At 69.9% G+C, this 14,387-nt stretch carries 7 protein-coding genes; 3 read left to right on the top strand and 4 right to left on the bottom strand.

Going from position 1 to position 14,387, the window contains the following annotated elements; translation table 11 throughout:
* On the top strand, window positions 1-640 hold a 640-nt coding region (locus ACFO6Q_RS16730), incomplete at its 5' end, for a LysM peptidoglycan-binding domain-containing protein (RefSeq protein WP_380022257.1).
* 126 nt (window positions 641-766) lie between these two features.
* Here ACFO6Q_RS16730 and ACFO6Q_RS16735 read toward each other — a convergent pair.
* On the bottom strand, window positions 767-1,156 hold the full coding sequence (locus ACFO6Q_RS16735; RefSeq protein WP_380022258.1) for a hypothetical protein: 390 nt from the start codon (window positions 1,154-1,156) through the stop codon (window positions 767-769).
* Between the two features lie 321 nt (window positions 1,157-1,477).
* Between ACFO6Q_RS16735 and ACFO6Q_RS16740 the strand changes: the two genes are divergently transcribed.
* Complete coding sequence (locus tag ACFO6Q_RS16740; RefSeq protein ID WP_380022259.1) at window positions 1,478-6,391, top strand: proprotein convertase P-domain-containing protein; 4,914 nt, start codon at window positions 1,478-1,480, stop codon at window positions 6,389-6,391.
* A gap of 45 nt (window positions 6,392-6,436) precedes the next feature.
* Here ACFO6Q_RS16740 and ACFO6Q_RS16745 read toward each other — a convergent pair whose 3' ends face one another.
* Window positions 6,437-6,670 carry a glutaredoxin family protein gene (locus ACFO6Q_RS16745; protein ID WP_380022260.1) on the bottom strand — a complete coding sequence of 78 codons (234 nt, stop codon included), beginning with the start codon at window positions 6,668-6,670 and terminating at the stop codon, window positions 6,437-6,439.
* A 90-nt stretch (window positions 6,671-6,760) separates the two neighbouring features.
* Between ACFO6Q_RS16745 and ACFO6Q_RS16750 the strand changes: the two genes are divergently transcribed.
* Window positions 6,761-8,143, top strand: a complete 1,383-nt coding sequence (locus ACFO6Q_RS16750; protein ID WP_380022261.1) for an L-serine ammonia-lyase — start codon at window positions 6,761-6,763, stop codon at window positions 8,141-8,143.
* A 95-nt stretch (window positions 8,144-8,238) separates the two neighbouring features.
* Here the strand turns inward: ACFO6Q_RS16750 and ACFO6Q_RS16755 are convergent, their stop codons facing one another.
* Entirely contained in the window at window positions 8,239-11,040 is a 2,802-nt protein-coding gene (locus ACFO6Q_RS16755; RefSeq protein ID WP_380022262.1) for a S8 family serine peptidase, read from the bottom strand.
* A 294-nt stretch (window positions 11,041-11,334) separates the two neighbouring features.
* A complete protein-coding gene (locus ACFO6Q_RS16760; RefSeq protein WP_380022263.1) occupies window positions 11,335-14,340 on the bottom strand; it encodes a S8 family serine peptidase in 3,006 nt (1,001 codons plus the stop codon).
* Window positions 14,341-14,387: the final 47 nt, after the last annotated feature.

A 14,387-nucleotide genomic window follows, 5' to 3' on the forward strand; every position in this document is an offset into this window, starting at 1 on the left:
GCGCAGCGGCGACACGCTCAGCGGCATCGCCGCGCAGAACGGCGTCTCGCTGTCCTCGCTGATCGCAGCCAATCCGCAGATCAAGAACCCGAACCTGATCTACCCGGGACAGACCGTGCACATCCCGGGCGGCGGCGCTTCGCCGTCCAAGCCGCAGGGCAGCGGCGGCGTGGACGGCCCGCAGGGCACCTCCGGCGCCAGCGGCAACAAGGCCGCCGACATCGCCAAGCAGTTCCTCGGCCGCAACGCGTCCGAACTCAAGCGCAGCGGCGACCTGCCGATGAATCCGAACGTGCCCAGCAACATCTGCTGCGCGAATTTCGTCTCGGCGGTGCTGCAGAAGGCCGGCGTGCTCGACAAGCACACCGACCTGGTTTCCGGCTCGAGCAAGACCGGTCGCGGCGTCGAGGGTTCGATCGGCCAGATCCTCAAGGATCGCGGCTGGAAGGTCGTCGATGCGGCGCACGCGAAGCCGGGTGACGTCGCCATCGTCAACAACGGCGGTCACGTCGAGCTGGTCGCCAGCAACAAGAACGGCGACATCACGCTGATCGGCTCCAACAACATCAACAAGGACGGCACGCAGCAGGTCAGCTACGGCAAGCCCTACGGCGGTGCGTGGTATCTGACCCCGCCGTAAGCGGTCTTGCGTCCGCAATGCAAGAAGGGCGGCCTCTGGCCGCCCTTTTTGTTGCCGCTGCTTCTTTGTTACCGCTGCTTCGTCCGCGCCGCGCACCGGCGGCGCGCGGCGCGATGCAGGCCGGGACTACGGAACCTCGAAGATCGCCTCGGGAGCGCCGTATTGCGCCGCCCACGGCGCCCAGGCCATGTCGGTCGGTCCGACCACGCTCGTGACGAGCTTCCACTGCGTCGACTGGCCGCGCAGGAGCGCGGCGTAGACGTTCGATTTCATGCCCGCTTCCGCCGCCTCGGCGAACGGCGTGTCCGCGTATTCGATCGGCTGGCCGCCCGGCGTCTGGATCGACGCGTAGACGAACGCCCATTCGCCGGAAACGCGCAGGCTCGACACGTCGAGCTGGGCCGGCTTGCCGAGCGCGCCGACCACGTCGGCCACGGCCGGTTTCAGGATCGCCTGGCGTTCCGGCGAGTTCGTGGCCGGGGTGCGGGGAGCTTCTTGCGCGTGGGTAGCGGTCATGAGGCTGGCACTCAGGATCAGGGGAAGGATTCCGATACGCATGGCGCTCTCGCTGCGAGTCGCGATGAGGCGGAAAGAACTATGTAGCGCGCTGCGCCGCCGACTGCAAGCCGCAGCGGACGGGCCGTCCCCGCGGTGCGCGAAGGCCGGCGGCGCGAAATTTCCGCCGCGCGGAGCCGCCGCCCCGACCGGTGCGTGCGCGCAGGCGGAATTCAATAAAATGTGACATAGTGTACGAAGCGGCCGCTGGGCGGAACGGCCGCGCCGAGCACGGCGCATTCCTGTCGAATCGCCTCGCAACGGGGAACAGGGGGAAAAATCATGCGACTCGCGAACGGTATGCGCGGTGGCCTGCTGGCGGCCGCGTTCCTGACGACCCTGCTCGCCGGCGCCGCCGGCGCGGCGGCTCCCGATCCCGCGCGCTACGAAGCGGCGACGGAAGCGCGGATCGATCCGAAAGGAGCCTCGCACCTGCCCGCCAAGAGCGGCAGCGGCGCCTGGTCGTTGTCGCGCGCGGCGACGCCGCAGGCCGCGACGTCGAACCAGTATCCGCCCGAAGTGGAACCAAACGACACGCCGGCGACCGCGACGCCGCTCGGCGGCGCGTCGGCCGCGCGCGAAGGCAACATCTTCGGCGCCGGCGACGTCGACTACTGGTCGTTCACCGGCGCCGCCGGCGATCGCGTCTATGCCGCGACGATGACCAGCCTCAGCTCGAACGCGAACGTGGATTCGGTGCTCCAGCTGATCGCCTCCGACGGCACCACCGTCATCGAAACCGACGTCGACGACGGCACCTTCGGCGCGACCTCGTCGAGCATCGCCGGCGCGACCCTGCCGGCGGACGGCACCTACTACCTGCTCGTCCGGCACAACACCGCCGCCACGCAACTGCGCCCCTACCGCCTGTTCTTCCAGCTGCGCAGCGGGGCGCCCACACCGGAAGCCGAACCGAACGACACCTTCCCGGGCCAGCCGATGCCGGGCGGCAACTGGGTTTCCGGTTCGACGTCGGCGACGACCGACGCCGATTTCTACACGCTGAACCTCAACGCCGGCGACACCGTCTTCGTCAGCGTCGATCTCGATCCCGAACGCGACACCATCGAGTGGAACGCGCAGGCCGGACTCGGCACGTTCGGCACGCCGCCGCAGATACTCGTCGCCAACGATGCCGGCGCCGCGACGCCCGATTCGGAAGCGTTCTTCCTGTCGGTCAAGAACCCCGGCACCTACGGCGTGCTGGTCGGCGTGCCGGCCGGCGGCACGACGTTCGGCACCTATCACCTGAGCGTCACCGTGTTCCCGCAGGTGAACGAAGGCGTGAACTGCACGACCTACACGTCGACCAACGTACCGGTCACGATTCCGGACGGCCCGGGCATCGTCAGCTCGACGATGGTGATACCGGGCAATCCGCGCATCGAGGATCTCGACGTCGCGATCAACATGACGCACAACTTCATGGCCGACATGGACGTGCAGCTGACCTCGCCGAGCGGCAACACGGTCGGCCTGTTCAGCGACATCGGCTCGGTCACGGTCGGCGCGCAGACCACGATGGACGCGATCTTCGACGACGAAGGCGCCATCCCGAGCCTGTTCACCGTCACGCAGGGCCTGCGCCTGGCGCCGGAACTCAACTATCGCCTGTCGTGGTTCGACGGCCAGCCGGCCGGCGGCACCTGGACATTGACGCTACGCGACGACGCCGCCGGCGACGGCGGCACGCTCAACAGCTGGAGCCTGCGCGTGTGCGAACCGCCGCCGCCTCCGACCTGCGCGCCGGGCTTCCTCGAGACGACCGTCGTCTCGACCGACTTCGAGTCGGGCGCCGCGGGCTTCACGCACTCCGGCACGCAGGACGAGTGGGAACTGGGCCTGCCGACGTTTCCGCCGATCGCCGACTGCGCCAGCGGCTCGAACTGCTGGAAGACCGACCTGGACAACACCTACGAGGCGAGCGCCGACGAGGAGCTGTTGTCGCCGGGCATCGATCTCACCGGCTTTTCGCCGCCGGTCGTCGTGCGCTGGGCGCAGAAATTCCAGGTCGAGAGCGCGCAGTTCGACACCTTCTCGGTCGACCTGCGCCAGGCCGGCGCGCCGGCGAACGCCGTGCGCCTGTTCCAGCACCTCGGCGCGGACATGGTCGACAACGTCGGCAATCCCGTCACCACGATCCAGGAAGCCGCCGGCTGGGGCCAGGTCGTCGCGCGCGCCGATGCGCTGGCGGGCCAGAACGCCGAGTTCGCGGTGCGCCTGGTCACCGATACCACCGTGCAGCGCGCCGGCGTCGCGATCGACGACTTCAGCGTCACCGCCTGCCGCGCGGTCAGCGCCGACCTCTCGATCACCAAGACCGACGGCGTGACGGAAGCGACGCCCGGCGGCAGCGCCACCTACACGATCACCGCCTCGAACGCCGGCCCCGACGTCGCCAGCGGCGCGACCGTCGCCGACACGTTCCCGGCCGCCCTCACCTGCACCTGGACCTGCGTCGGCGCCGGCGGCGGCACCTGCACCGCGGCGGGTTCGGGCAACATCGCCGACGCGGTGAACCTGCCCGCCGGCGGCAGCGTCACCTACACCGCCTCGTGCGCGATCAGCGCGGCGGCGAGCGGTTCGCTGTCGAACACGGCCACGGTGACCTCGCCGGTCGTCGATCCGGTTCCGGCCAACAATTCGGCCACCGACACCGACACGCTGAACGCGCAGGCTGACCTGTCGATCACCAAGACGGACGGCGTGACCAGCGTGGTCGCCGGCTCGGCCACGACCTACACGATCACCACCTCGAACGCCGGCCCGAGCAACGCGCCCGGCGCGACGGTCGCCGACACGTTCCCGGCCGCCCTCACCTGCACCTGGACCTGCGTCGGCGCCGGCGGCGGCACCTGCACCGCAGCGGGTTCGGGCAACATCGCCGACACGGTGAACCTGCCTGCCGGCGGCAGCGTCACGCACACGGCGAGCTGCGCGGTGTCCGCCGCGGCGAGCGGCACGCTCGCCAACACCGCCACCGTCGCCGCTCCGGCCGGAGTGACCGATCCCGCGCCGGCCAACAACAGCGCCATCGACACCGACACCGTGCTGGTTCCGGCCCAGGTCGGCGGCACCAAGACCGTGGCCGGCGCGTTCACGATCGGCAGCACCGTCACCTACACGGTCACCCTCAACAACAGCGGCGGCGCGCAGGGCGACAATCCCGGCGACGAATTCACCGACGTGCTGCCGCCGCAGCTGAGCCTGGTTTCGGCGGCCGCCACCAGCGGCACCGCGAACGCGAACATCGGCGCCAACACGGTGACCTGGAACGGCACGATTCCGGCCAGCGGCAGCGTCACCCTGACCGTCACGGCGACGATCGGCGCCGGGGCGAGCGGAAACATCGCCAACCAGGGATCGATCCGCTACGACGGCGACGGCAACGGCAGCAACGAGAGCGACGCGCTGACCGACGATCCCGCCACCGGGGCGGCGAACGATCCGACCGTCTTCGCGGTGATTGCGACCGCGGACCTGTCCATCACCAACAGCGACGGCGTGGCCAGCGTGCTCGCCGGCGGCACCACCACGTACGCGATCGTGGCCTCCAACGCCGGACCGTTCGCGGTCGCCGGCGCCACCGTGACGGACGCGTTCCCGCCCGGACTGACCTGCACCTGGACCTGCGCCGGTTCCGGCGGCGGCACCTGCACGGCGTCGGGCTCGGGCAGCATCGGCGATGCGGTCGACCTGCCGGTCGGCGCCGGCGTCGCCTATGCCGCGACCTGCACGGTCGGCGCCGGTGCCATCGGCTCGATCAGCAACGTCGCGTCGATCACCGCCCCGCCCGGCACCGTCGAGACCCAGCCCGCCGACAACAGCGCTACCGACACCGACACGGTGATCGTGCCCTCGCTGGTGACCGCCACCAAGGCCGTCGGCGGCTCGTTCCTGCCGAACGGCAACGTCACCTACACGATCGTGCTGGCCAACGGCGGCGGCGCACAGGGCGACAATCCCGGCGACGAATTCACCGACGTGCTGCCGGCCTCGCTGACCCTGGTCTCGGCCACCGCGAGCAGCGGCACGGCGGTCGCGAACGTCGGCGCCAGCACGGTGACCTGGAACGGCCCGCTCGCCTCCGGCGCCAGCGTGACGATCACGATCCAGGCGACCGTCGCGGCGAGCGCGAGCGGCTCGATCGGCAACCAGGGCACGTTCGCCTACGACGCGGACGGCAACGGTACGAACGAGTCGACCGGCGTCACCGACGACCCGTCGACCGCGGCGCCCGGCGATCCGACGACGTTCACGCTCGGCGCCCTCGCCGACCTGTCGATCAGCAAGACCGACGGCGTCGCCACCGTGCAGGCCGGCACCGGTTCGACCTACACGATCGTCGTCGCCAACGCCGGCCCGAGCGCGGTCAGCGGTGCCACGGTCAGCGACGTCTTCCCGGCCGGGTGCACGGCGCCGGCCTGGACCTGCGCCGGCAGCGGCGGCGCGAGCTGCCCGGCTTCCGGCAGCGGCGACATCGCCGCGAACGTGGACCTGCCAGCCGGCGCCAGCGCCACGTTCAGCGCAACCTGCACGGTCGACGCGAGCGTCGCCGCGGGCACCGTGATCACCAACACCGCGCAGGTCGCGGTGCCGGCCGATGCCACCGATCCGAACCCGGCCGACAACAGCGCCAGCGACAGCACCACCGTCGAAGCCGCACCGGCCGGTGCCGCGGTCGGCGGCCGCAAGACCGTCGCCGGCGACTTCGTCGAAGGCGGTGCGGTGACCTACACGATCGTGCTGACCAACACGGGTGGCGCGCAGGCCGACAACGCCGGGGACGAATTCGTCGACGCGCTGCCGGTGGCGCTGTCGCTGGTCTCGGCCAGCGCCGACAGCGGCGCCGTGGTCGCGGACGCGGGCACCAATACGGTGCGCTGGAACGGCGCGATCGCCTCCGGCGGCAGCGTGACGATCACCATCCAGGCGACGATCGCCGCCGGCGCGAGCGGCCAGGTCGTCAACCAGGGCACGATCCGCTACGACGCGGACGCGGACGGCAGCAACGAAGCGACCGCCGGGACCGACGATCCGGCCACCGCGACGGCCGGCGACGCGACGGCGTTCCGCATCGAAGGCGCCGCCGCCGAACCGGCGCCGGTGCCGGGCCCGGCGGCCCCCGGTCTGCTGCTGCTCGGCCTGGGACTGGCGTTCGCCGGCCTGCGCCGCGCGGCGCAGGCGCGGCGCTGATCCTTCGCTCCGCTTTCCGCCGTGCGCGGGAAGCGGAACGGCGCTTCAGCCGGCGCGTTCGACGAACGCGCGCACGGCCGCGGCGTCGAACGGCCAGCCGAGCTCGCGCCCGTCGCCGTCGTCGCGCAGCACCGGCACGCGCGCGCCGTAGCGCGCCTCGAGCTCGGCGTCGTCGTCGATCCAGCGCGTGTCGAAGTCCGGCGCACGCGCCGCCGCGAGCACGGCCAGCGCCTGGTCGCACAAGGGACAGTCGTCGCGCTGGAAAAGAATCAGCCGCATGGCGGTCGGTCTCCGGCAAACCCTTAGAATAGCGGTCTTCCTTCCCGCGGCGGCCACGGCCGTCCGCTCCGCTATCGAGGTTTCCTGTTCATGGCCGTCAGCGTGTTCGACCTGTTCAAGATCGGCATCGGTCCTTCGTCGTCGCACACGGTCGGGCCGATGCGCGCGGCCGCGCGGTTCTGCGAACGCTGGCTGGCGCAGGACGACGCGCTCGAACGCGTCGCGCGCGTGCAGTGCGAGCTGTTCGGCTCGCTGGCGCTGACCGGGCGCGGGCACGGCACCGACAAGGCGGTGCTGTGCGGCCTGGAGGGCGCGCAGCCCGACACGATCGATCCGGACTCGATTCCCGCCACGCTCAAGCGCATCCGCGGCGAGAAACGCATCCGCCTGCTCGGCCGCCACGAGATCGCGTTCGACGAAAAGAAGGACCTGATCTTCAACAAGCGCCAGCGCCTGCCCTACCACTCCAACGGCATGCGCTTCAGCGCCTATGCCGCGGACGGCGAGCTGATCGCCACGCGCGACTACTACTCGGTCGGCGGCGGCTTCGTCGTCAACACCGACGAGGCCGCCGACGACCGCATCGTCGCCGACACCACGCCGCTGCCGCACCCGTTCCACTCCGGCGACGAGCTGCTGGCGATCTGCGAGAGCACCAGTAAGACGATCGCGCAGGTCATGCTCGCCAACGAACGGTGCTGGCGCAGCGAGGCGGACATCCGCAGCGGCCTGCTGACGATCTGGAAGGCGATGCAGAACTGTGTCGCACGCGGCATCCGCGAGACCGGCACCCTGCCCGGCGGCCTGCACGTGCAGCGCCGCGCGCCGTCGATGGCGCGCGAACTGCGCGAGATGCCGGAAGCTTCGCTGCGCGACCCGCTGACGATCCTGGACTGGGTCAACCTGTACGCGCTCGCCGTCAACGAGGAGAACGCGGCCGGCGGCCGCGTGGTGACCGCGCCGACCAACGGCGCCGCCGGCATCGTGCCGGCCGTGCTGCACTACTACGAGCGCTTCTGCCCGAAGGCCAACGAGGAAGGCGTGATCGAGTTCCTGCTCACCGCCGGCGCGATCGGCATCCTCTACAAGGAGAACGCCTCGATCTCCGGCGCCGAGGTCGGCTGCCAGGGCGAGGTCGGCGTGGCTTGCTCGATGGCCGCCGGCGGGCTCGCCGCCGCGCTCGGCGGCAGCATCTACCAGGTCGAGAACGCGGCCGAGATCGGCATGGAGCACAACCTCGGCCTGACCTGCGACCCGATCGGCGGCCTGGTGCAGATCCCGTGCATCGAGCGCAACGCGATGGGCTCGGTCAAGGCGATCAACGCGCAGCGCATGGCGATGCGCAGCGACGGCAAGCACCGCGTCTCGCTCGACAAGGTCATCAAGACGATGCGCGAGACCGGCCGCGACATGAAGGACAAGTACAAGGAAACCAGCCGCGGCGGCCTGGCGGTGAACGTCATCGAGTGCTGAGCCGCGGCGCTGCCGGCGCAGCGCCCGCCCCCTCGCGCAGGCAAAAAAAAAGAGGCGGGGTTTCCCCCGCCTCTGCAATCGCTGCCGCGATGCGGTTACGGGATCGTGATCGGATCGCCGGCCGAGTTGTACCAGTAACGCACGATCGTCGCCGGGAAGCCTTCCGGCGCGGTCGTGGTCAGGTGCGCGTAGCCGTAGCAGAACCCGCCCGGCGCGTCGCAGACGAAGCGGAAGCCCAGATACCCGTCCGCACCGGACTGCCAGTTCGAGGTATCGGCGGTGCCGCCGACGGCGATGAAGGTCGAAGACGCCCCGATCGTCGCGCCCGAGGCCAGCACGTCGTACGAATCGACGTTGCCCACGCCGCCCTCGCCGGCGGCGTTGTTCGGCCAGTAGAAGTGCAGACCGTTGGCCGGATCGTCCTCGTCGACGTCGTACAGGTTGACGTTGGGATCGGCCGAAGTGCCGGTCACCCAGTTCAGGTACAGGCCGTCGAACGTGGCCGGAATCGCCAGGTTGATCTCGCCGCTGTCGACGATGTCGCCGCCGCCCGAGCCCGAACCCTTGATCGCGACGTACATGTGCGCGGCCGGCGCCAGGCCGTTGGCCTCGGTGAACACGACCTCGGCGAACGTGACGGCGGTGAGCTCGGCGGTCGGCGTCGCGGTGATGGTGATCGCCTGCGTGTCGGTGCCCGAGCCGTCGAGGGCGAAGCTGGTCGTGTCCGCCGACAGCGTCACGCCGGGCGGGTTGTTGAACGTGACCGTCCAGCTCGACGGCTGGCTCAGCGTGCCGCGCAGCGTGCGCGTCCAGCTGCACGAATCCACGCAGCTCATGTCGCGCATGCTCGGGATGTTCAGCGTCTTCGGATCGCCCGAGGACGCCGGATCGGCGGCGAGGAAGTTGGCGTAGGTCTCGTTCATGACGAAGCCGGCCTTCGCCGCCTTGGTCAGGTCGATGCGGCCGCTGCCGACGTCGTCCGCGTCCCACGGCGTGGTCACGTCTTCCTTGAAGCCGTCGGTGACCGCGGTCAGCATCATCGCCGACTTCACTTCCGGCGGCGTCCAGCCCGGCTGCGCCGCGCGCAGCAGCGCGCCGGCACCGGCCAGGTGCGGCGACGACATCGAGGTGCCGCTGAGGAAGCCGTAGCTGCCGGACGCGTCATCGACGGCAGCGTAGATGTTCACACCGGGGCCGGTGATGTCCGGCTTGGTCACCGTCACCAGCTGGCTCGGGCCGCGCAGGCTGAAGCCGCCGAGCACGTCGCCGCGCAGCACGCCGGCGGTGAAGTCGCTGACCACCGGCTCGGGCGCGATCGCACCGTCGAAGCCGTCCTGGAAGATGCGGTCCGGATCGGAGCCGGCCGAATTCATGAAGGCGATGATCGCCTGGCCTTCGCTCTGCAGGATGCTGTAGGCGGGCAGCGTCGCCGCGCCGACGTTCATGCTGATGCCGCCGGTGGTGTTGTTGTAGACGATGGCGACTTCCGCGCCGGCGTCGTCGGCGTTCTGCACCTTCTCGGAGAAGTTGCAGCCGCCGCGCTCGATCAGCGCGATCGCGCCGTCGAAATAGTTGGCCGGGAATCCGCCGGTCGCCGTGCAGCCGGAGATGTTGTCGGCGAAGCTGCGGATCTCCAGCCCGCTGACCGAAGCGCCCGGATCCGGGCCGGAACCGGGCGTCAGCGTGATGTTCTGCAGCTGCGCCGGCGGCGTGCCGGGGCCGGTGACCGACAGCTCGCCGTCGGCGGCGACGTTGCGGTTGTGCGTCGAGGCCGCGACCGTGGTCACCCACGGGCCGAGGTGGTTGACCTGTCCGACCGGATCGGGCGTGGTCGCGCGCGTGTTGCCCGCCGAAGCGGCGACGAAGATGTCCGCCTGCAGCGCGTCGAGGAACTGGCGGTCGCTCTCGCCGGTCTCCCACGGGCTCTGGCCGCCGGAGATCGAATAGTTGATGACGTCGACGCCGTCGGCGATCGCGTTCTCGATGCCGGCGAAGATCGCGGTGTCGCCGCAGGTGTTGGTCTCGCAGACCTTGTACGTGCGCAGGCTCGCGCAGGGCGCGACGCCGGACATGAAGCTCGCGTCCGGCGGCAGCGTCGGCGGCGGCACGGCCGAGGCGGTGACCGTGTTGCCGGCCGCGGTGCTGGCGGTGTGCACGCCGTGGCCGTTGCCGTCGTTGGCTTCCGGATTGGGACCGTTGCAGGTGCCGCCGCCGTCGGTGGTCGAACAGTCCACCGCGCTGATCTGCTTGTGGTTGCTGCCGCTGAAGCCGCAGGCTGCGTCGTCGGCGAAGGACGGATGGCCGGTGTTCGCACCGGTGTCGATGACGCCGACGACGACGCCGAAACCGCGCGTGCCGGTGCCGCCGGGCACGTTGGTGCCGTCCCAGATCGTCGGCGCGCCGATGAATTCCGGCCCGCGGTAGGTGTCGAGCTGCCGGTCACGCGCGCGCACCACGCTGCGCACGCCGGGCAGGCCGGCGACCTTCGTCGCCTCCCTCGTCGTCAGCTCGAGCGCGACGGCATTCATCGTGATCGCGTAGCTGTGCGTCGGCGCCGCTGCGCGGCCCAGCGCCTGCCCGATCGACGCCAGATGCGCATCGCGACGGCCGGCCAAGTGCGCCTGGTAGGCGATCGCGGCGCTCGAGCTCACGTCGAGCTTGCGGCCGCCGTTCGCGCCCGGCGCGGTGGCTGCGAGACCGGCGACCTCTCCGCGATAGTGCAGCAGGCCGCTCTCTTCGAAGCGGACGACGTAGGCATGGCGCGCGGAAGCGTGCTCGGCGCTGGCGGCCTTTTGCGAGGAACCCGCCGCCGAGGCCGGCAGCGGCAGAACGGCGCCGGCGAGCGCGAGACCTATCGACGCGGCGAGTGTCTTGATGTGAAGCGACTTCTTCCCCATGGCGATCTCCAGAGATTTCATCGTGAACAGCGGAAAGAACGAGGCGCACGCACCCGACGTGCGCACGATCCGTTCGCGGCAAAAATGACGATGAAGCAGGACCCCGTCCGGGCGTTATAGCACCGCCCTTACATGCCTGCAAAAGCTCCCCGGGCGCCCGCCCTCCCGGCCGGACCCGAACCTGCCGCCCGGCCGGCGCGGCCTGCCGCATCGGCGCCGACGAACCGGCGCCAATAAAAAAGCCGGCGCGGGAAACCCCGCGCCGGCTCGTCGAAACAGCCTGACGATAGCGGATTACTGCAGGTTGACCGGCCGTCCGTCCGGCGTGGTGCCGTGGCCGCGGATGATCCAGTTGAAGGTGAACGTCGGGACGACGTCGGTCACCGGCGTCAGCTGCAGCGTGGCCAGGTTCGGATCACCCGCCGTGATGGCGTTGATCGCACTGATCCACGAGCGCTGCTGATCCGGACCGGCATCCGCACTGGCCGGGTAATGACCCTGGCGGCCGCGGTTGACGATCGCGATCAGCACGTCGCCCGGACCGTTCAGCGTGATGCCCGGAGCCGGCAGCGTGATCGTCTGCATGTCGTCCAGCACGGTGACCGCCACGTTCTCCGCCTTGCCCACCAGCGTCGCGCCGTTGGACGGATCGGAATCGTTGTCCTGGAACACGTAGTAGTCGAACAGCTCACCCATCACGGCGCCGTCCGAACCGCTGTCCGTCTGGCTTCCGAAGACCGTCTCCAGCGAGGTCAGCGTGAACGGATAGCTGGCGGCGGTCGGCGTGAAGCGGTTGAGCCACAGGAACTGCAGCGGCGGACTGGCATCGCCGCTGCCGAGCAGATTGAAGCTTCCACCGGTGAAGGTGTCGATCTGCAGGTCGGTACCACCGCCGGCATCCGTCGAGCCCTTGACCGCGGCCGTGATGTGCTGATCCGGCGACTGTCCGCTCGCCTCGACCAGGTTGACCTGGCCGAACGAAACCACCGGCAGGGCGCTGGTCAGGTTCGCGGTGATCGTCAGCTCCTGCGTCTGGCCCGGGGCCAGGTTGAAGGTCGCCGGAGAAACGGTCAGGCCGAAGCCGGTGCCGGTCGCGGTCGCGTTCCAGCTGCCCGCGGTGGAGAGCTGGTTCTTGACCGTGCGCGTCCAGGTGCAGCTCGTCTGGCAGTTCGCGTTGCGGACCGACGGGATGTTGAGGTCCTTCAGCGCGACGGTGCCGCCGCTCGGATTGGCGTCGACGAAGCGCTGGTAGGTCTCGTCGAGCGTCAGGCCGGCCTTGGCCGCCTTGGTCAGATCGGCGCGGCCGCTGCCGACCTGGTCGACCGTCCACGGCGTGATGCCGTCTTCCTGGAAGCCGGTCTGGAACGCCGTCGTCATCAGCGCGGACTTCACTTCCGCCACCGTCCAGTCCGGATGGATCTCGCGGATCAGCGCGGCGGCGCCGGCCACGTGCGGACTCGACATCGAGGTGCCGCCCATGAACATGTAGTTGTTGTCCTGCGGACGGCCGGCGGCGTAGATGTTGACGCCGGGGCCGGTGATGTCGGGCTTGGTCAGGTCGGCGACCGCGCCGGAGGTCGGGCCGCGGAAGCTGAAGGCGCCGAGCACGTCACCCTGCACCGTGACCAGCGAGGTGCCCTTGGTGAAGTCGGCGACCGCACCGTTCGGCACGACCGTGTCGAAGCCGTTGGCGAAGATCACGTCCGGATCCGGCTCGCTGCCGTTGTTGGCGTTGACGAAGTCGATGAGCGCGTCGGAGGTGGCCAGATCGTTGATCTTGAACGACGCCAGCGTGGCGCCAGTGGTGTCCATGCCCTGCACGTCGTTCTTGTTGTTCGCGACGACGACCATCACCGCGCCGGCGGCGGCCGCGTTGTTGATCTTCTCCGTGAACGCGCAAGCCGTCGTCGCCGGCGGCGTCGCACCGCGGCGGATCACCGCGATCGCGCCCTGGAAGTAGTTGGCCGGGAAGCCACCCGTATCGGTGCAGCCGGCGATGTTGGTCGGATAGGTGCGCAGCGGATAGCCGGTCAGGTTCTCGACCTGGTCCAGATCCGTGGTGCTGCCCATCGTGCCGCCGAAGCTCTGGATCAGCGCCGGCACCGGATCGGGGCCGGTCACCTCGAACGTGCCCTGGCCGATGGTCTGGTCCTGGGTCGAGGCGGCGACCGTGGTCATCCACGGACCGGTGTGCGAGACGCGACCGACCGGACTGGTGCAGGCCGCACGCGTGTTGCCGGCCGAGGCGGCGACGAAGATGTCGTTGTTGATCGCTTCGAGGAAGTCGCGATCGCTGTCGTTCCACGGCGAACCGCCGCCGCAGGTCGGACCGATCGAGAAGTTGGCGACGTCGACGCCGTCGGTGACGATCGCCTCGATCGCGGCGTTGATCGCGCTGTCGGGCAGACCGCCGGTCGCATTGGCGACCTTGTAGGAATAGACCGTCGCGCACGGAGCCACGCCGGACATCTTCACGCCGTCCGGCAGGTCCGGAGCGGGATTGGCGGTGTTGTCGACGAAGTTGCCGCCGGCCGTGCTGGAGGTGTGCACGCCGTGGCCGAGGACGTCGTCGGCGCCCACCGGGGCTTCCGGATTGGTGCCGGTACAGGCGCCGGCCGAACTCTGGTTGCAGTCGAATGCGTGCAGCTTCGGATTGGCCGCGCTGAAGCCGCAGGTCTCGTCATTCGCGAACGACGGATGCGTGCTGTTCGTGCCGGTGTCGATGACGCCGATCTTGACGCCAGTACCCAGCGCATTCGCGCCGCCGGGAACGTTCGTGCCGTTCCACAGCGTGTCGGCACCGATGAACTTCGGACCGCGATAGGTTTCCGGGGTGTAGACCTTGACCGCGCGCACCGAGGCCACGCCCGGGGTCGCGGCGACCTTCGCCAGCTCGCTCGGACTCAGGCTCGCCGCGATGCCGTTGCGGATCACGCCGTAACTGTGGGTGATGTCGAGCGGCCGGCCGAGGCGGCTCTCGATCTCGGTCACGTGCGCCGCACGCTGGCCGCCGAGGTAGGAAGCGTAGGCCCTGGCCGCCGGCGACTGCGCATCGAGCTTGCGCGCGCCGAGCGTCTTGGGCGCCGTCGCGCTGAGTCCCTGCACGCCGCCACCGTAGTGGAGCAGGCCGGGCTCGGCGAAGGTGATGATGTACTGGCCGATGCTGCTGACTTCGGTCGCGGTCGAAGTCGCCGCTTCGAAGCCCGGCTGCGCCGCGGACACCGCCGGGGACAGGCCGATACCCAGCAAGGCCACCCCGACGGCGGCGGCCAGCGCGTTTACGTGAACCAACTTCTTCATCTTCAAATCTCCGACGCAATCGCAAGTAAGGTCGCACTGCAGCAGCA

Origin of the sequence: Dokdonella ginsengisoli (assembly GCF_042652785.1) — a bacterium.
GTDB lineage: Bacteria > Pseudomonadota > Gammaproteobacteria > Xanthomonadales > Rhodanobacteraceae > Dokdonella_A > Dokdonella_A ginsengisoli.

What these genes read in the sequence shown, in the direction of transcription:
- ACFO6Q_RS16760 (WP_380022263.1), bottom strand. Translation starts at nt 14,340, where the DNA reads ATGAAGAAGTTGGTTCACGTAAACGCGCTGGCCGCCGCCGTCGGGGTG.
- ACFO6Q_RS16740 (WP_380022259.1), top strand. Translation starts at nt 1,478, where the DNA reads ATGCGACTCGCGAACGGTATGCGCGGTGGCCTGCTGGCGGCCGCGTTC.
- ACFO6Q_RS16745 (WP_380022260.1), bottom strand. Translation starts at nt 6,670, where the DNA reads ATGCGGCTGATTCTTTTCCAGCGCGACGACTGTCCCTTGTGCGACCAG.
- ACFO6Q_RS16755 (WP_380022262.1), bottom strand. Translation starts at nt 11,040, where the DNA reads ATGGGGAAGAAGTCGCTTCACATCAAGACACTCGCCGCGTCGATAGGT.
- ACFO6Q_RS16735 (WP_380022258.1), bottom strand. Translation starts at nt 1,156, where the DNA reads ATGACCGCTACCCACGCGCAAGAAGCTCCCCGCACCCCGGCCACGAAC.
- ACFO6Q_RS16750 (WP_380022261.1), top strand. Translation starts at nt 6,761, where the DNA reads ATGGCCGTCAGCGTGTTCGACCTGTTCAAGATCGGCATCGGTCCTTCG.